This is a genomic window from Streptomyces sp. NPDC090083 (assembly GCF_044747445.1).
Lineage (GTDB): Bacteria > Actinomycetota > Actinomycetes > Streptomycetales > Streptomycetaceae > Streptomyces.
Map to the genome: position 1 here is coordinate 295,250 of NZ_JBIVED010000008.1, position 16,667 is coordinate 311,916.

General features: G+C 71.3%; 14 protein-coding genes and 1 tRNA gene. 9 read left to right on the forward strand and 6 right to left on the reverse strand.

The annotated features are described in order from the left end of the window. Nucleotides 1–57: 57 nt before the first annotated feature. Together chpH and ACIPTO_RS27840 are read right to left on the reverse strand one after the other, a co-directional pair. Nucleotides 58–291, reverse strand: coding sequence for a chaplin ChpH (chpH, locus tag ACIPTO_RS27835; protein ID WP_266767135.1), 234 nt, complete (start codon nucleotides 289–291; stop codon nucleotides 58–60). Between the two features lie 170 nt (nucleotides 292–461). Beyond that, nucleotides 462–1,787, reverse strand: a complete 1,326-nt coding sequence (locus ACIPTO_RS27840) for a M20/M25/M40 family metallo-hydrolase (RefSeq protein WP_366321396.1) — start codon at nucleotides 1,785–1,787, stop codon at nucleotides 462–464. A 209-nt stretch (nucleotides 1,788–1,996) separates the two neighbouring features. Here ACIPTO_RS27840 and ACIPTO_RS27845 point away from each other — a divergent pair. The 5 genes from ACIPTO_RS27845 to ACIPTO_RS27865 all read left to right on the forward strand — a co-directional run bounded on the left by ACIPTO_RS27845 (nucleotide 1,997) and on the right by ACIPTO_RS27865 (nucleotide 8,841). After that, nucleotides 1,997–2,081 (forward strand) — tRNA-Leu (locus tag ACIPTO_RS27845). A 278-nt stretch (nucleotides 2,082–2,359) separates the two neighbouring features. Then, on the forward strand, nucleotides 2,360–6,223 hold the full coding sequence (locus ACIPTO_RS27850) for a Pls/PosA family non-ribosomal peptide synthetase (RefSeq protein ID WP_401196539.1): 3,864 nt from the start codon (nucleotides 2,360–2,362) through the stop codon (nucleotides 6,221–6,223). A gap of 80 nt (nucleotides 6,224–6,303) precedes the next feature. After that, complete coding sequence (locus ACIPTO_RS27855) at nucleotides 6,304–7,647, forward strand: M1 family metallopeptidase (protein ID WP_366321400.1); 1,344 nt, start codon at nucleotides 6,304–6,306, stop codon at nucleotides 7,645–7,647. Nucleotides 7,648–7,713: 66 nt separating this feature from the next. Continuing rightward, nucleotides 7,714–8,445: a hypothetical protein gene (locus tag ACIPTO_RS27860; RefSeq protein ID WP_401196542.1), complete on the forward strand. Its 732-nt coding sequence runs from the start codon at nucleotides 7,714–7,716 to the stop codon at nucleotides 8,443–8,445. Between the two features lie 18 nt (nucleotides 8,446–8,463). Next, entirely contained in the window at nucleotides 8,464–8,841 is a 378-nt protein-coding gene (locus ACIPTO_RS27865; protein WP_401196545.1) for a YchJ family protein, read from the forward strand. A 58-nt stretch (nucleotides 8,842–8,899) separates the two neighbouring features. Here the strand turns inward: ACIPTO_RS27865 and ACIPTO_RS27870 are convergent, their stop codons facing one another. Next, nucleotides 8,900–9,601, reverse strand: a complete 702-nt coding sequence (locus ACIPTO_RS27870) for a FadR/GntR family transcriptional regulator (RefSeq protein WP_366321406.1) — start codon at nucleotides 9,599–9,601, stop codon at nucleotides 8,900–8,902. Nucleotides 9,602–9,731: 130 nt separating this feature from the next. Here ACIPTO_RS27870 and ACIPTO_RS27875 point away from each other — a divergent pair, with 130 nt between their 5' ends. The 4 genes from ACIPTO_RS27875 to ACIPTO_RS27890 are packed head-to-tail and all read left to right on the forward strand — an operon-like array spanning nucleotide 9,732 to nucleotide 13,505. Continuing rightward, nucleotides 9,732–10,250, forward strand: a complete 519-nt coding sequence (locus ACIPTO_RS27875) for a gluconokinase (RefSeq protein WP_401196548.1) — start codon at nucleotides 9,732–9,734, stop codon at nucleotides 10,248–10,250. Between the two features lie 45 nt (nucleotides 10,251–10,295). Further along, nucleotides 10,296–11,693: a gluconate:H+ symporter gene (locus ACIPTO_RS27880; RefSeq protein WP_366321410.1), complete on the forward strand. Its 1,398-nt coding sequence runs from the start codon at nucleotides 10,296–10,298 to the stop codon at nucleotides 11,691–11,693. Between the two features lie 10 nt (nucleotides 11,694–11,703). Further along, complete coding sequence (locus ACIPTO_RS27885; RefSeq protein ID WP_401196551.1) at nucleotides 11,704–12,462, forward strand: SDR family oxidoreductase; 759 nt, start codon at nucleotides 11,704–11,706, stop codon at nucleotides 12,460–12,462. 17 nt (nucleotides 12,463–12,479) lie between these two features. After that, nucleotides 12,480–13,505: an L-idonate 5-dehydrogenase gene (locus ACIPTO_RS27890; RefSeq protein WP_401196554.1), complete on the forward strand. Its 1,026-nt coding sequence runs from the start codon at nucleotides 12,480–12,482 to the stop codon at nucleotides 13,503–13,505. Nucleotides 13,506–13,586: 81 nt separating this feature from the next. Here the strand turns inward: ACIPTO_RS27890 and ACIPTO_RS27895 are convergent, their stop codons facing one another. The 3 genes from ACIPTO_RS27895 to ACIPTO_RS27905 all read right to left on the reverse strand — a co-directional run bounded on the left by ACIPTO_RS27895 (nucleotide 13,587) and on the right by ACIPTO_RS27905 (nucleotide 16,602). Further along, entirely contained in the window at nucleotides 13,587–14,222 is a 636-nt protein-coding gene (locus ACIPTO_RS27895) for a cytochrome b/b6 domain-containing protein (protein WP_366321416.1), read from the reverse strand. After that, on the reverse strand, nucleotides 14,206–14,955 hold the full coding sequence (locus ACIPTO_RS27900; RefSeq protein ID WP_366321418.1) for a molybdopterin-dependent oxidoreductase: 750 nt from the start codon (nucleotides 14,953–14,955) through the stop codon (nucleotides 14,206–14,208). The genes ACIPTO_RS27895 and ACIPTO_RS27900 overlap by 17 nt, the downstream gene beginning before the upstream one ends. A 114-nt stretch (nucleotides 14,956–15,069) precedes the next feature. After that, nucleotides 15,070–16,602, reverse strand: a complete 1,533-nt coding sequence (locus ACIPTO_RS27905; protein ID WP_401196557.1) for an APC family permease — start codon at nucleotides 16,600–16,602, stop codon at nucleotides 15,070–15,072. Nucleotides 16,603–16,667: the final 65 nt, after the last annotated feature.

The following is a 16,667-nucleotide window of genomic DNA, read 5'->3' on the forward strand; positions in this document are numbered from 1 at the left end:
GAGCGCATGGCGCGCGCTCCGGGGCCGAGGACGTGGTCACCCCTCAGAGGGGCGACGTCACTTGTTGACGCAGGCGTTGCCGAAGGCGGGGTTCAGCAGACCGATCACCGAGATCGTGTTGCCGCACACGTTCACCGGGACGTGCACGGGAACCTGGATGACGTTGCCGGAAACGACACCCGGGGAGTGCACGGCAGCACCCTGAGCGCCGGAGTCGGCGACGGCCAGACCCGCACCAGCGAGAACCAGGCCACCGGTGGCAGCCGCAGCGGCGACGACCTTCTTGATCATTATTCCTCCTTGTTGGCAAAAGCGATCTCGTGTTGCCGATCGCATCACCTGTAACGAGGAGGGAGTAATGGAGCTACGAGCTTATGAGCACATTCACTCGTCCCAGTGGAATCCGTACGGGCGGTCGAATTCCGGCGTCAACACACGCCGTACACCGGAAAGGCCCGGCTTCAGGACGCGTCGATGAACCGGTCCAGCACCCGCACCCCGAACTTCAGCCCGTCCACCGGCACCCGCTCGTCGACGCCGTGGAACATGCCCGCGAAGTCCAGCTCCGGCGGCAGCTTGAGCGGCGCGAAGCCGAAGCCGCGGATGCCGAGGTCGTCGAAGGACTTGGCGTCCGTACCGCCGGAGAGCATGTACGGGACGGCCTTCGCCGTCGGGTCCTCGGCGAGCAGCGAGGACTGCATGGCCTCCACCAGCGCGCCGTCGAAGGAGGTCTCCAGGGCCTTGTCCGAGTGGACGTCCTCGCGCTTGACCTTCGGGCCGAGGATCCGGTCGAGGTCGGCGAGGAACTCCTCCTCGTGGCCGGGCAGGAAGCGCCCGTCGATGTTGGCGGTCGCCTCGCCGGGGATGACGTTGACCTTGTAACCGGCGTTCAGCTGCGTCGGGTTGGCGGTGTTGCTGAGGGTCGCGCCGATGAGCTTGGCGATGCCGCCGAGCCGGGCGAGCGTGGCCTCCATGTCCTCGGGGTCGAGCGGGGTGCCGAGCGCGTCGCCGAGTTCGTCGAGGAACGCCCGGGTCGTCTTGGTGACCCGCACCGGGAACGTGTGCCGGCCCACGCGGGCGACCGCCTCGGACAGCTCGGTGATCGCGTTGTCCCGGTGGATCATCGAACCGTGCCCGGCGGTGCCGGCCACGGTCAGCTTCATCCAGTGCATGCCCTTCTCGGCCGTCTGGATCAGATAGAGCCGGCGCTCCTCGCTCACCGTGAACGAGAACCCGCCGACCTCGCTGATGCCCTCGGTGACGCCGTCGAACAGCTCGCGGTGGTTGTCGACGAGGTGCCGCGCCCCGTACGTGCCGCCCGCCTCCTCGTCCGCGAGGAAGGCGACCACGATGTCGCGCGGGGGCCTGCGCCCGCTGCGCAGCCGGTCGCGGACGACCGCCAGGGTCATCGCGTCCATGTCCTTCATGTCGACCGCGCCGCGCCCCCACACGCACCCGTCGGCGACCTCGCCGGAGAACGGGTGGTGGGTCCAGTCCGCCGCGTTCGCCGGTACGACGTCCAGGTGGCCGTGGATGAGGAGGGCGGGCCGGGACGGGTCCGTGCCCTCGATCCTGGCCACGGTGGACGCGCGTCCCGGGTGCGACTCGAAGATCTTCGGTTCGAGGCCCACCTCGGCGAGCTGCTCGGCGACGTACTCGGCCGCCTTGCGCTCACCCGGGCCCGAGTGGTCGCCGTAGTTGCTGGTGTCGATGCGGATCAGCTCGCGGCAGAGGTCCACGACCTCGTCCTCGCCGGTGACGCCCTTGGCCGTGTCCGTGTCGCTCACGCTGCTTCCTCCCACTGTCACTGCTGGTGGTCCTCCCTCATCCTCTCTCTCCCACGCCCCGCACCCCAAGGGCGGTCCCGGCCCGTCACACGCCGTTCACGCCGGACGGGGGCCGCGCGGGGCGGCGACGGGGGGTGATCGGCCACCCCTGGAAGCCTGGTAATGTTTCCTTTGTCGCCGCAGGGGAAACCACGCGCGACAGACACCTTGTCCGGGTGGCGGAATGGCAGACGCGCTAGCTTGAGGTGCTAGTGCCCTTTATCGGGCGTGGGGGTTCAAGTCCCCCCTCGGACACATCGACGGCGAGGACCGCGACCAGCACAGGTCGCGGTCCTCGCCGCATTTGTGGGGGATGTCTCCTTCGATCCGAAGATCACCAGGTCAGAGCGTTGCCGCTCGCTCACGGAGCGCCCCCGTTCGGCTGCCCCGAGTGGCCGTCGGCAGGCCCGGACCCTAGCGTCGTACTAAAATTTCCGGCTTGTTACGGAACGGAGCTGGAGCTGGACAACCCCAGGCATACCTGCGGGCCCGCCAGCGCCCCGGAGATGTCCGGGTTCGAGACGCGAGGACCGATGGCAGCCATACACGAGAGCAGCGCTCTCGGGCTCGACGATGAGATCCGCACACAGTTCGGCGACACGGCACGTTTCTCCGCGGCGTCCGCCGCTTCGCCCCGCACGCTCGTCGACGTGCTCGACGCGTCGGTGCGGTCGTATCCCGACGAGCTCGCCCTGGACGACGGCACCGTCCGTCTGACCTACCGTGCGCTGGCCGCCGAGGTGGAGACCCTGCGCCGCACCCTGGCCGCGGCCGGTGTCGGCCTCGGCGACCGGGTCGGCGTGCGCGTCCCCTCCGGGACCAACGACCTGTACATCGCGATCCTCGCCGTGCTGGCCGCCGGTGCCGCCTATGTGCCGGTGGACGCCGAGGACCCGGACGAGCGGGCCGAGCTGGTGTTCGGCGAGGCCGGTGTGCGGGCCGTCATCGGCGCCGAGCACGCGCTGACCGTGCTCGGGCACGGCGACGCCCCGGCGGCCCGGCCCGGTGTCGAGCAGGACGCGTGGATCATCTTCACTTCCGGTTCCACCGGCAAGCCCAAGGGCGTGGCCGTCACCCACCGCAGCGCGGCGGCCTTCGTGGACGCCGAGGCGGCCCTGTTCCTCACCGAGGACCCGATCGGTCCGGGTGACAGGGTCATGGCGGGGCTGTCCGTCGCGTTCGACGCGTCCTGCGAGGAGATGTGGCTGGCCTGGCGCTACGGCGCCTGTCTGGTGCCCGTGCCGCGCTCCCAGGTCCGCAGCGGCGCCGACCTCGGCCCCTGGCTGGTCGAGCAGGAGATCACCGTCGTCTCGACCGTGCCGACCCTGGCGTCCCTGTGGGAGCCGGAGGCGCTGAACGACGTACGCCTGCTGATCTTCGGCGGTGAGGCCTGCCCGCCCGAGCTGGTGCAGCGGCTGGTCACCGAGGGCCGTGAGGTCTGGAACACGTACGGGCCGACCGAGGCGACCGTCGTGGCCTGCGCCTCGCTGATGACCGGCGACGAGCCGATCCGCATCGGACTCCCGCTGAACGGCTGGGAGTTGGCCGTCGTCGACGAGGCCGGGGTGCCCGTGCCGATGGGCGACAGCGGCCAGTTGGTGATCGGCGGGGTCGGTCTCGCCCGCTATCTGGACCCCGAGAAGGACGCGGAGAAGTACGCGCCCCTGGAATCGCTCGGCTGGGAACGGGCCTACCGCAGCGGTGACTTGGTCAAGGCCGAGCCCGAGGGGCTGATCTTCCTGGGCCGGGCCGACGAGCAGATCAAGCTCGGCGGACGCCGGATCGAGCTCGGCGAGGTCGACGCGGCGCTCCAGGCGCTGCCCGGGGTCGCGGGTGCGGCCGCCGCCGTGCGCACCGCACGCAGCGGCAACCAGCTCCTCGTCGGCTATGTCGTCACCCAGGAGGGCTGGGACCAGACCGCCGCCGTCGAGAAGCTGCGGGCCGAACTGCCCGCCGCGCTCGTGCCGTTGATCGCGCCGGTCGAGGACCTCCCGACCCGCACCTCCGGCAAGGTCGACCGCAACGCGCTGCCCTGGCCGCTCGAAGGCCTGGAGACCGGTGGCGCCAAGGAGCAGCTCTACGGCACCGAGGCCTGGCTCGCTGAGCAGTGGGCCGAGGTGCTCGGCATCCCGGTGAGCACCGCGGCCGACGACTTCTTCGCGATCGGCGGAAGCAGCCTGGCCGCCGCGCAGTTGACCACCCGGCTGCGCACCCGGTACCCGAGCGCGGCCGTCCTCGACATCTACCAGCGGCCGACGCTGCGGAAGTTGGCCCGGCACCTGGAGGACTCGGCGCAGGGCGACGGCACCGCGCGGCCGATCGCCCCGGTGCCGACCCGCGCCAGGGTGGTCCAACTCCTCGCGCTGATCCCCCTGTTCACCCTGGTCGGGCTGCGCTGGACGGTGGCGCTGGCCGCGCTGGGCAACGTGCTCGGTGGCTACGGCTGGCTGCCGACCGCGTCCTGGTGGCTGGTCGGCGCGGGCGCGCTGCTGTTCTTCAGCCCGCCCGGCCGGCTCGCGATCGCCGCGGGCGGCGCGCGACTGCTGCTGCGCGGTGTGCGGCCGGGCCGCTACGACCGCGGTGGCAGCGTCCATCTGCGGCTGTGGGCGGCGGAGCGGCTGGCCGAGTTCAGCGGGGCGACCGCTCTGACGGGCTCGTGGCTGGAGCGGTACGCGCGTGCCCTCGGCGCCAAGGTCGGCCAGGACGTCGATCTGCACTCGCTGCCGCCGGTCACCGGCATGCTCAAGCTGGGCCGCGGTGCCGCGGTCGAGTCCGAGGTGGACCTGTCCGGCTACTGGCTGGACGGCGACCGGCTGGAGATCGGCCCGGTCAAGGTCGGCGCGCACGCGGTGGTCGGCACGCGCAGCATGCTGTTCCCCGGTGCCCGGGTGGGCAAGCGGGCCGAGGTGGCGCCGGGTTCGGCCGTCACCGGCACGGTCCCGACCGGCCAGCGCTGGGCGGGCGCGCCCGCGGTGAAGCTCGGCAAGGCCAAGCACAACTGGCCCAAGGAGCGCCCGCAGCGGGGCACGTACTGGCGTGTGATGTACGGCGTGACGGGCTTCGCGCTGACCATGCTCCCGGTGGTCTCCGGCGTCGTGGCGCTGCTGGTGGCGAGCGCGTTCATCGCGCCCGGCGACGGGCTCGGCGAGGCGCTGCGGGGTGCGGCGGTCGCGCTGGTCCCGGCGACGCTGTCCTTCGGGCTGGCGTACGCGCTGCTGATCCTGATCGGGGTGCGGCTGCTCAGCCTGGGGCTGCGTGAGGGTACGCATCCGACGCACAGCCGGACCGGCTGGCAGGCGTGGACCGTGACGCAGTTGATGGACCTGTCCCGCGAGACCCTGTTCCCGCTGTACGCGGGGCTCGCGACCCCGGTGTGGCTGCGGCTGCTCGGGATGCGGATCGGGCGCGGCGCCGAGGTGTCCACCGTGCTCGCGCTGCCGAGCCTGACCACGGTCGGCGAGGGCGCGTTCCTGGCCGACGACACGTTGACCGCGCCGTACGAGCTCGGTGGCGGCTGGGTGCGGATCGGGCGGGCCGAGATCGGGCGGCGGGCGTTCCTCGGGAACTCCGGGATGACCGCGCCCGGCCGGAGCGTGCCGGACGGCGGGCTCGTCGGGGTGCTGTCGGCGACGCCGAAGAAGGCGAAGAAGGGCACGTCGTACCTGGGTCTGCCGCCGGTGAAGCTGCCGCGCAGCACCAGCGGCGGCGACCAGAGCCGGACCTACGACCCGCCGGCCAGGCTGCTGTGGGCGCGCGGTCTGGTGGAGCTGTGCCGGATCGTGCCGGTGTTCTGCTCGGCGGGACTCGCCGTGCTGACGGTGGCCGCGCTGTGCGCGCTGGGGGTGTGGGCGCCGCTGCTGTCGGGGCTCGTGCTGCTGGCGGTGGGGGCGCTGGCCGGGCTGGTCTCGATCGTGGCCAAGTGGCTGCTCGTGGGCCGGCACCGCGGTGACGAGCACCCGCTGTGGAGCGGTTACGTGTGGCGCAACGAGCTGGCGGACACCTTCGTCGAGGTCGTGGCGGTGCCGTGGCTGGCCGGTTCGGTGCCGGGCACTCCGGTGCTGACGGCCTGGCTGCGCGGGCTCGGCGCGCACATCGGCAAGGGGGTCTGGGTGGAGAGCTACTGGCTGCCCGAGACCGACCTGGTGACCCTGGAGGACGCCACCACGGTGAACCGCGGCTGTGTGCTCCAGACCCACCTCTTCCACGACCGGATCTTGCGGACGGATACTGTGGTCCTCCGTGAGGGCGCGACGCTGGGTCCTGGCGGAATCGTCCTGCCCGGCAGCGAGGTCGGGGCCCGTACCACTCTGGGGCCCGCGTCGCTCGTGATGGCGGGTGAGTCCGTGCCGGACGACACCCGCTGGCTGGGCAATCCGATCGAGTCATGGCGATCCTGAACACAGGTCACGCGGTGTCGGCTTCGGAGGGCGGTGCACGGGTACGAGATACGAGCACAGCGCAGGGAGCAGACGCAGCAGTGACCGTTCAGCAGGCGGCGGGTCCGGACCCGTATTTCCCGGCAAACGGCGATGCCCGCTACCGGGTGCACCGCTATGAGCTCGCGCTGGACTACCGTCCCGGCCCCAATCGTCTCTCCGGCACGGCGCGCATCAACGCCATAGCGGGCCGTGCGCCGCTGCCCGAGTTCCAGCTGAACCTGGGCGACTTCAAGATCGGCCGGATCCGGGTGGACGGCCGCCAGCCGCACTACACGCATCGCGGCGGCCGGCTGCGGGTGCGTCCGGCGAAGCCGTTGCGGGCCGGTGCCGCGTTCACCGTGGAGATCCACTGGTCGGGCAACCCCAAGCCGGTCGCCAGCCCCTGGGGCGGCCTCGGCTGGGAGGAGCTGACCGACGGCGCGCTGGTGGCGAGCCAGCCGATCGGGGCGCCGTCCTGGTACCCGTGCAACGACCGTCCCGCGGACAAGGCGTCGTACCAGATCTCGATCACGACCCCGTCGGCGTACGCGGTGGTCGCGGGCGGCCGGCTGCTCACCCGGACCACCAAGGCCTCCACGACCACGTGGGTGTACGAGCAGTCGGCGCCGACGTCGAGCTATCTCGTCGGCCTGTCGATCGGCAAGTACCAGACGGTGCTGCTGGGCGATCCGGGGCTGGGCGGGGTCCCGCAGCACGGGCACATCCCGTCGGACCTTCTCCCCGAATTCTCAAGGGACTTCGCCCGTCAGCCCGCGATGATGGAGCTGTTCCAGGACATCTTCGGGCCGTACCCGTTCGACGAGTACGCGGTCGTCGTGACGGAGGAGGAGCTCGATGTCCCCGTCGAGGCACAGGGGTTGTCGCTGTTCGGCGCCAACCACGTCGACGGGGCCCGGGGTTCGGAACGGCTTGTCGCGCACGAGCTGGCCCATCAGTGGTTCGGCAACAGCGTCTCCATCGCCGACTGGCGGCACATCTGGCTGAACGAGGGTTTCGCCAAGTACGCGGAATGGCTGTGGTCCGAGCGCTCGGGCGGTCGCACGGCCCATCAACACGCCGCCGCCGCGCACCGGTTGCTCGCCACGCTCCCCCAGGACCTGCGTCTGGCCGACCCCGGCCGCAAGTCCATGTTCGACGACCGTCTCTACGAACGCGGCGGTGTCGCCGTGCACGCGGTGCGCTGCGCGCTGGGCGACATCGCGTTCTTCCGGATGCTGCGGGGGTGGGCGACCCAGCACCGCAACGGCACGGTGACCACGGCGACGTTCACGTCCCACGCGTCCCGCTTCACGTCCGAACCGCTGGACCAGCTCTTCGACGCGTGGGTGTACCGGGGGGCGTTGCCGCCGATGCCTTCGGCGGAGACGGGGATCGCGGTCTGAGTCGCAGGTTCCGTTGCGGCCGAGGAGCTGACGGAGTATCAAGTGACCTCACACGGGGGTGAGGTCATGGCAACCGCATGGAGCCGGGGCACGGCGGAGACGAGCGAGTGGCTGGAGGTCTACGGGGAGACCGAGCCGCGGTCCGTCCCGCTGGAGCGGATGTTCACCACAGGTCCGGACACCGCACGGCCCTTCACCGGGTATCTCTACGTCTGGTCGCTCGGGTACACCGGGGACGAAGCACCGGCCGTGAAGGTCACGCTTTTGTTCCCGGCCGTGGGCGGTTGGCGGGTGAAGGACGTCCAGGCCATCGTGTACCACCTGCCGCCGGTGGCAGACGAGCGGGCGTGGCGGAACACCCTGGCCAGGGACCTGCGGGCGGCGGGACCCGTCCTGGAAGCTGCTGGAAGGCTCACGGCCGAGCTGGCCGGCTTTCCCCAGATCAACGCGATGACGTCCGCCGCCGCCCATCTGAGAGCCCGCAGTGCGCCGCAGATGCGGGACGAGGAGTGGTTCGTCAAGCGGGTGCACCGCCGTGCCGACGGGAGCCTGTACCAGGGAGTCGAGTGGACGCTCCCGGCGAATTTCGTGCAGCAGATCGGGACACGGATCACCGGCGCCCTCCTCGTGGAGTTCATCGGCGCCACACCCGCCGGGGAGGTCACCGACCCTCTTCGCGGCGAGCCGCTGCCGCTCCTGGCCTGTGCGACTCTCACCCGCGACAAGGAGACGCGGCTGCCCGAGGACGCCTATGTCCGGCTGCCCCTCGGCGTCACCCCCGAACGTCCGCGCGCGTAGCCCGGGCACAATATGCCCATGACCCGCTCCAACTGCCCCTGCGGCCTCCCCGCCCCCTACGGCAACTGCTGCGGCCGTTACCACTCGGGCTCCGCGACCGCTCCCACCGCCGAGGCTCTGATGCGTTCCCGCTACACCGCCTTCGTGCGGCTGGACGCGTCCTATCTGCTGCGTACCTGGCATCCGCGGACGCGTCCCGCCGAGCCGCTCGACCTCGATCCGGGGATGCGGTGGACGGGGTTGGACATCGTCGAAAGCACCGGCGGGTCGGCCTTCCACTCGGCCGGGACGGTGACGTTCCGGGCCTCGTACCGGGGTGGTGCGATCCATGAGCGGAGCCGGTTCGAGCGGGTCGACGGGGCGTGGGTGTATCTCGACGGGGAGTTCTTGGACTAAGGACTAAGGACTAGGGACCAGGGACTGGGGACCAAGGGCGGCCGGCCTCCCGGGGTTGCTACGGGGCCAGGATGTCCAGTTCCTGGAGGGCGCCGACCGTGATCTCGCGGGTCAGGGTCTCCGCGCGGACCGCGTCGCCCTCGCGGACCGCCTCCGCGACCTGCACGTGCAGGGTGACGGCGGCGGGGTCGGGGTCCTCGAACATGACCTCGTGGTGGGTGCGGCCCGCGAGGACCTCGGTGACGACGTCGCCGAGGCGGGCGAACATCTCGTTGCCCGAGGCGGTGAGGATCACGCGGTGGAAGGCCACGTCGTGGACGAGGTAGGCCTCCAGCTGGTGGCCGCGTGAGGTGGCGACCATGCCGATCGCGCACTCGGTGAGTTCCGCGCACTGCTCGGCCGTGGCGAACTTGGCCGCGAGGCCGGCCGCGATCGGCTCGACGGCGGAGCGCAGCACCGTGAGCGAGCGCAGCTGCTGGGGGCGGTCGGCTCCGGCCAGGCGCCAGCGGATGACCTGGGGGTCGTAGACGTTCCACTCGGCCTTGGGGCGGACCGTGACGCCGACCCGGCGGCGGGACTCGACGAGGTGCATGGACTCCAGGACGCGGACCGCCTCGCGCATCACGGAGCGGGACACCTCGAAGTCCTTGGCGAGCTCGTCCGTGCGCAGGACACTGCCCGGCGGGTAGGCGCCCGCGGTGATGGCGGGGCCGAGGGAGTCGAGTACGCGGCCGTGCAACCCGCGGCCCGGAATGGTCATGCACTCAGCGTACGGGGCACATCACGGAACCAAAAAGTCAGACTTATATGTCACAGACTCTTGAATTCGTCGTACCTAATCGGTTTCAGTGGGTGCGACATCAGGTGTCGACGGAGACAGTGAGGCAGCCATGCGTACCCCCCATGTCGTCGTGGTCATGGGTGTGGCGGGCACCGGGAAGACCACCATCGGTCCCCTGCTCGCGGCCCGGCTCGGCGTTCCGTACGCCGAGGGCGACGACTTCCACCCGCAGGCCAACATCGCGAAGATGTCGGCCGGGCACCCGCTGACCGACGAGGACCGGTGGCCCTGGCTGGACGCCATCGGTTCCTGGGCGCACGGGCGCGCGGGGCTCGGCGGGGTCGTCAGCAGCTCCGCGCTGAAGCGGTCGTACCGCGACCGGCTGCGCGCCGCCGCCCCCGGGGTCGTCTTCGTGCACCTCACCGGCGACCGCGCGCTGATCGAGGACCGGATGGCGCACCGGCACGGCCACTTCATGCCGACCGCGCTGCTCGACTCGCAGTTCGCCACGCTCCAGCCGCTGGAGGCGGACGAGGCGGGTGTCGCCGTGGACGTCACCGGCAGCCCCGAGCAGATCGCCGAGCGGGCCGCGTCCGCGCTCGAACAGGTCCCCGAGCCGACCTCCTAGTTCTCCCTCGCCACCTCAACTCCCCATATCCGCAAGGAAACCACCGTGACCAGACTCAGCGTCGAGATGCTGGCAGCGGACCCCGTCGAGCCCATCACCTCGGCCGGACACGCGCAGCTGGGCATCGCCGTACTGGCGGGCATCGCCGTCATCGTCCTGCTCATCACCACGTTCAAGATGCACGCCTTCCTGGCGCTGACCATCGGCTCGCTCGCGCTCGGCGCGTTCGCCGGGGCGCCGCTGGACAAGGTCATCACCAGCTTCAGCACCGGGCTCGGCTCCACGGTCGCCGGGGTGGGCGTGCTGATCGCCCTGGGCGCGATCCTCGGCAAGCTGCTGGCCGACTCGGGCGGCGCGGACCAGATCGTCGACACCATCCTCGCGAAGGCGAGCCCCCGGTCGATGCCGTGGGCGATGGTCCTGATCGCCTCCGTGATCGGGCTGCCGCTGTTCTTCGAGGTCGGCATCGTGCTGCTGATCCCGGTCGTCCTGATGGTCGCCAAGCGCGGCAACTACTCGCTCATGCGCATCGGCGTCCCGGCGCTGGCCGGTCTGTCGGTCATGCACGCGCTGATCCCGCCGCACCCCGGCCCGCTGGTCGCCGTGGACGCGGTCAAGGCGAACCTCGGTCTGACGCTGGCGCTCGGCGTGCTGGTCGCCATCCCGACCGTCATCGTCGCGGGTCCCCTGTTCTCGAAGGTCGCCGCCCGCTGGGTGGACGTCCAGGCGCCCGAGCGGATGCTCCCGGCCCGGCCGTCCGAGGACCTGAAGAGCCGTCCGGGCTTCGGGGCGACCCTCGCCACGATCCTGCTGCCGGTCGTGCTCATGCTGTCCAAAGCCCTGGTCGACATCATCGTCGACGACCCCGCGCACACCGTGCAGCGCGTCTTCGACGTGATCGGCTCGCCGCTGATCGCGCTCCTCGCGGCCGTCATCGTCGGCATGTTCACGCTGGGCCGGCCGGCCGGGTTCACCAAGGACCGGCTCTCCACGACCGTCGAGAAGGGCCTGATGCCGATCGCGGGCATCCTGCTCATCGTCGGCGCGGGCGGCGGCTTCAAGCAGACGCTGATCGACTCCGGCGTCGGCCAGATGATCCTGGACATCTCCAAGGACTGGTCGATCCCGGCGCTGCTGCTGGCCTGGCTGATCGCGGTGGCGATCCGGCTCGCGACCGGTTCGGCGACGGTGGCCACCATCTCGGCGGCCGGTCTGGTCGCTCCGCTGGCCGCCGACATGTCGAGCACGCACACCGCCCTGCTCGTGCTGGCGATCGGCGCGGGCTCGGTCTTCTTCAGCCATGTCAACGACGCCGGCTTCTGGCTGGTGAAGGAGTACTTCGGCCTGAGCGTCGGCCAGACCCTCAAGTCCTGGTCCGTCATGGAGACGATCATCTCGGTCGTCGGCGGCGGACTCGTCCTCCTGCTCTCGCTGATCATCTAGGGGTGCGGGAATGAGCCATCCTCTCTTCGACATCAGCGGCCGTACGGCCCTGGTCACCGGTTCCAGCCGGGGCATCGGACTCGCCCTCGCCCGGGGCCTGTCGGAGGCCGGCTGCACGGTCGTCCTCAACGGCCGCGACGGGGATCGCCTCGCCGAGGCCGCCGCCGGGCTCTCCGGCGACGTCCGCACGGCCGCCTTCGACGTGACCGACGGTCCCTCGGTCGCCGCCGGGATCAGGGACGTCGAGGAGCGGGTCGGCCCGCTGGACATCCTGGTGAACAACGCGGGCATGCAACTGCGGGCCCCGCTGCTGGAGTTCACCGACTCCGACTGGCACCGCATCGTCGGCACCAACCTCACCAGCGCGTTCCTGGTCGGCCGCGAGGCGGCCCGCCGGATGACGGAGCGCGGCCACGGCAAGATCATCAACATCTGCTCGCTGCAGAGCGAGGTGGTCCGCCCGGGCATCGCCCCGTACGCGGCCACCAAGGGCGCCCTGAAGATGCTCACCAAAGGCATGTGCGCGGACTGGGGCCCGAGCGGTGTGCAGGTCAACGGCCTGGGCCCCGGCTACATCGAGACGGAACTCACCCGGCCCCTGGTCGAGGACGAGGAGTTCAGCGCCTGGGTGCGCGGGCGGACCCCGGCGGGCCGCTGGGGCCGTACCGGGGATCTGGTGGGCGGGCTGCTGTTCCTGGCGTCGCCCGCCGCGGACTTCGTGAGCGGACAGATCCTGTACGTCGACGGCGGTATGACGAGCGTGCTGTAGAGAAGGGGAGTCCGGACATGCTGGGTTGTGTGATTCACGGTCAGGACGACCTGCGGGTCGAGGAGTTGAGGACCCCGGAGCCCGGCCCCGGCCAGGCCCTGGTCGCGGTCCGCTACGGCGGTGTCTGCGGCTCCGACCTCCACTACTGGCGCCACGGCGGCGTCGGCGACTTCCGCCTCAGGGAACCGATGCTGCTCGGCCACGAGGTCGTCGGCACCGTCCTGTCCTACGGCCCCGGGGCCACAGGTCCCGTCCCCGGTACGGGAGTTGCCGTGCACCCGGCCACTCCGTGCGGGGTGTGCCCCGAGTGCGCGGACGGCCGGCGCAACGTGTGCCGGGACACCGCGTACCTGGGCAGCGCGGCCCGCTTCCCGCACGTCCAGGGCGGTTTCGCGGCCCATGTCACCGTTCCCGCAGGGCAGTTGAGGGCGGTCCCGGCCGGACTTGAGCTGCGCAGGGCCGTCCTCGCCGAGCCGCTCTCCGTCGCCCTGCACGCCGTACGACGGGCCGGGGACATCGCCGGACGCCATGTGCTGGTCACCGGCGCGGGCCCGATCGGCTGTCTGGTCGTCGCGGCGGCGAAGGCGGCCGGGGCGGCTCGTGTGACGGTGACCGACCTGCTTCCTGCGGCGCTGGAGTACGCCACGGCGGCCGGTGCCGACACCGTCGTACGGGCGGACGATCCGGACGACTCCGGGTGGCCGTCCGAGGTGGACGTCGCCGTCGAGGCGTCGGGGGTGGCGGCCGGGCTCGACACCTGTCTGCGGCTGGTGCGGCGGGGCGCGGTCGTCGTGCAGCTCGGGATGCTGCCGCCGGGGCGGAGTCCGTTCGCCGGGAACCTGCTGGTCAGCCGGGAGATCGAGCTGCGGGGCGCGTTCCGCTTCGACACGGAGTTCGACGACGCCCTGCGGCTCCTCGCCGTGGAGCCCGCGTTCGACGCGCTGGTCAGTGCGGTGGTGCCGGTGCGGGAGGCGGAGTCGGCGTTCGCGCTGGCGGCCGACCGGAGCCGATCGTGCAAGGTCCTGCTGGACTTCCGGGACTGAGCCGCGCGCGCCGGAGGGGCGCGCGCCGCCATACCGCGGCGCGGCTCCGCCGCGGACGACCTACGGCCTCCCGGCGGAGCGCTACGGCTTCCAGAGCGGGTGCTCGCGCTTGGCCCACTCCCGGCTCACCGACCCGGTGCGCAGCCCGGCCCTGGCCTCCGGGTCGCCGAGGGCCATGCCGATGTGGCCGCCGAGGACGATGCCCATGGTCAGGGCGAGCCAGTCGTGGACGAAGGTCGCGCTGGTGCGCCACATGATCGGGGTGAGATGGGTGAACCACATCATCAGGCCGGTGCCGAGCATCACCAGGGTCGCGCCGGCGATCCAGTTGGCGTAGACCTTCTGGCCGGCGTTGAACTTGCCCGCCGGGCGCGCCGAGCGGCGTTTGTCGCGCATCAGGGCGCCGCGGAGCCAGACCCGGTCGTGCGGGCCGAAGCGGTTGAGGAAGCCGAGGTTGACGCGGAAGCCGCGCGAGATCAGGCCGATGAGGACCGGCACGGGGAGCGCGATCCCGGCCAGCTCGTGGATGCGGACGACGAGTTCACGGCGGCCGACCAGTTCGGCGAACTGCGGGATGTACAGGCAGGCGGCCGTGGCCACGCAGATGCCCATCAGCAGGGCCGTGGTCCGGTGCACCCAGCGCTCGGTGCGGCCGAAGCGGCGGACGCGGGCCGAGGACTCCGTCTGCGCGGAGTGGGCTTCAGTTCGTAGGGGCATCGTCGCGTCCGTTCGACTTGCCGACCCAGGCGTCGACGTCGTAGCCCCGGTTCTCCCAGTAGCCGGGCTTCACATGCTCGGTGACCGTGATGCCGGAGAGCCACTTGGCGGACTTGTAGAAGTACATGGGCGCCACGTAGAGGCGGACCGGGCCGCCGTGGTTGTGGCCGAGCGGCTTGTCCTGCATGCGCAGCGCGACCAGGATGTCGGAGCGCCGGGCCTGGTCGAGGGTGAGGCTCTCCGTGTAGGCGCCGTCGAAGCAGGTGAAGCGCACCGCCCCGGCCGTGGCCCGCACTCCCGCCGCGTCCAGGATCCGGGACAGGCGCACCCCCTCGAAGGGGGTCCCGGGGACCCGCCAGCCGGTGACGCACTGGACGTCCTTGACCAGCCGGGTCTGCGGCAGCGCGCGCAGGTCGGCCAGGGTGTAGGTGGCCGGTCTGTCGACCAGGCCGTCGACGGTCAGCCGGTAGGTCTCGGCGTTCTTGTCCGGGACCGACCCGGTGACGGAGTAGTAGCGGAAGCCGCCGCCGTTCGGGAGCAGTCCGGTCAGGCCGGTGGGGTCGTCGCCGGACATCGCGCCGAGGAACCCCTCCATGCCTTTCTGGAGGGTGGGCGCGGTGACGACGCCGAGGGCGCCCAGGCCGAGGGTGCCGAGGAGGACCCGGCGGCCGAACGGCCGGCCCTCCGGCTTCTCCTCCTCGGGTGGATCGACCGCGGGTTGTTCAGGGTTCACGCACTCATTCGAACACCCGCGACCCCGGCACGGCCAGGGATCGCGGGTGCCCGTCAGACTTCCGTAACCCTTTCTTACGCGCTTCTCAGAGAGCCCGTCGCGGCTCGGGACGCGTCACGGCGTCTCCGCCGCCGCCTTCTCCAGCTGGAACGCCTCGTTGCCGAGCCCGATGCGGGCGTGCGCCTCGGGGTTGCGGGCGCGCAGGAACAGGCCCTGGGCGAGGCCGACAAGCACGGCGAGACCGATGATGCCGGGCAGGACCCAGCTCAGGGCCGAGTCGGGTCCCGCGCCGACCAGGACGTCGAAGTCCTTGACCGTGTAGACGGCGATGACGGTGAGCGCGGAGGTGACCAGCCGCCAGGCCTGCGCGCCCGCGGAGCCGCGGCGGGCGAAGAAGACGATCACCGAGACGGAGGCGGCGGCCATCAGCACGATCACGCCGAGGGCGCCGATGTTGCCGAACCAGGTGAACAGATGCAGGACCGGTTCGGTCGGGTCGCCGGTGGGCTTGTCGTCGACGAGCGCGAAGACGACCACGATGACGGCGGACACGGCGGTCTGGAGCAGCGAGCCGGTGCCGGGCGCGCCGCTGGAGCCCGTCGTACGGCCGAACGCGGACGGCAGCAGGCCCTCGCGGCCCATGGCGAAGGCGTAGCGGGCGACGACGTTGTGGAAGCTGAGCATGGCCGCGAACATGCCGGTGACGAACAGGACGTGCAGCACGTCGGTGAAGGTGCCGCCGAGCCGGGACTCGGTGAGGTGGAAGAGCAGGCCGGCGCTCTGCTTCTGGGAGACGCCGACGATCCGCGAGGGTCCGGCGGCGACGGTGAGCGCCCAGCAGCTGAGCGCGAAGAAGACGGCGACGCCGCCGACGGCCAGGAACATCACGCGCGGCACCAGGACGTGCGGGCGGCTGGTCTCCTCGGCGTAGACGGGGGCCTGTTCGAAGCCGAGGAAGGCGGCGACGCAGAAGCACAGGGCGGTGCCGACGCCCGCGCCGCCGAGGGTGTCCGGGTTGAAGGCGTGCAGGGACAGGCCTTCCTTGGCCGGGTCGGCGACGGCGGCGATGTCGAAGATGACGACGAGCGCGACCTCGATGACGAGCAGGACGCCGAGCACGCGCGCGTTGACGTCGATCTTCAGCCGGCCGAGCGTGCCGACGACGAGGACGGCCGCGAGTGCCGGTATCCACCAGGCGACCTGGAGGTCGGCGTAGGTGGAGAACAGGCCGGAGACCTCGAAGCCGAAGATGCCGTAGATGCCGGCCTGGAGGGCGTTGTACGCGACGAGTGCCACCAGGGCCGCGCTGGCGCCCGCGGTGCCGCCGAGGCCGCGGGAGATGTACGCGTAGAACGCGCCCGCGTTGTGGACGTGCCGGCTCATCTCGGCGTAGCCGACGCCGAAGAGGACCAGGACGGCCCCGAGGAGGACGAAGAGCAGGGGCTGTCCTTCGATCCCCATCACCGCGAATGTGGTGGGCATGACACCTGCGACCACCATGAGGGGAGCGGTCGCCGCGAGCACGGAGAGCAGCAGGCCCCCGGTGCCGAGACGGTCGGCGCGCAGGGCCCGCTCCCGCCCCCGGAACGTGCTGACGTCGCCGCCGTCCGCGGTGGCGCTGCTCGTACTGGACTTGCCCGTCGTCATGGCGAGGACGTCCTTTCGGGTCGCTGCGGGGAGGGCGAGGACGTCACGGGAGCGTCGCTACGGGG

Bases quoted from the DNA above. Each gene is read 5' to 3' on its own strand.
- ACIPTO_RS27860 (WP_401196542.1), top strand. From the start codon at position 7,714: ATGGCAACCGCATGGAGCCGGGGCACGGCGGAGACGAGCGAGTGGCTG.
- ACIPTO_RS27895 (WP_366321416.1), bottom strand. From the start codon at position 14,222: ATGCCCCTACGAACTGAAGCCCACTCCGCGCAGACGGAGTCCTCGGCC.
- ACIPTO_RS27850 (WP_401196539.1), top strand. From the start codon at position 2,360: ATGGCAGCCATACACGAGAGCAGCGCTCTCGGGCTCGACGATGAGATC.
- ACIPTO_RS27905 (WP_401196557.1), bottom strand. From the start codon at position 16,602: ATGACGACGGGCAAGTCCAGTACGAGCAGCGCCACCGCGGACGGCGGC.
- ACIPTO_RS27865 (WP_401196545.1), top strand. From the start codon at position 8,464: ATGACCCGCTCCAACTGCCCCTGCGGCCTCCCCGCCCCCTACGGCAAC.
- ACIPTO_RS27890 (WP_401196554.1), top strand. From the start codon at position 12,480: ATGCTGGGTTGTGTGATTCACGGTCAGGACGACCTGCGGGTCGAGGAG.
- ACIPTO_RS27875 (WP_401196548.1), top strand. From the start codon at position 9,732: ATGCGTACCCCCCATGTCGTCGTGGTCATGGGTGTGGCGGGCACCGGG.
- chpH (WP_266767135.1), bottom strand. From the start codon at position 291: ATGATCAAGAAGGTCGTCGCCGCTGCGGCTGCCACCGGTGGCCTGGTT.
- ACIPTO_RS27870 (WP_366321406.1), bottom strand. From the start codon at position 9,601: ATGACCATTCCGGGCCGCGGGTTGCACGGCCGCGTACTCGACTCCCTC.
- ACIPTO_RS27885 (WP_401196551.1), top strand. From the start codon at position 11,704: ATGAGCCATCCTCTCTTCGACATCAGCGGCCGTACGGCCCTGGTCACC.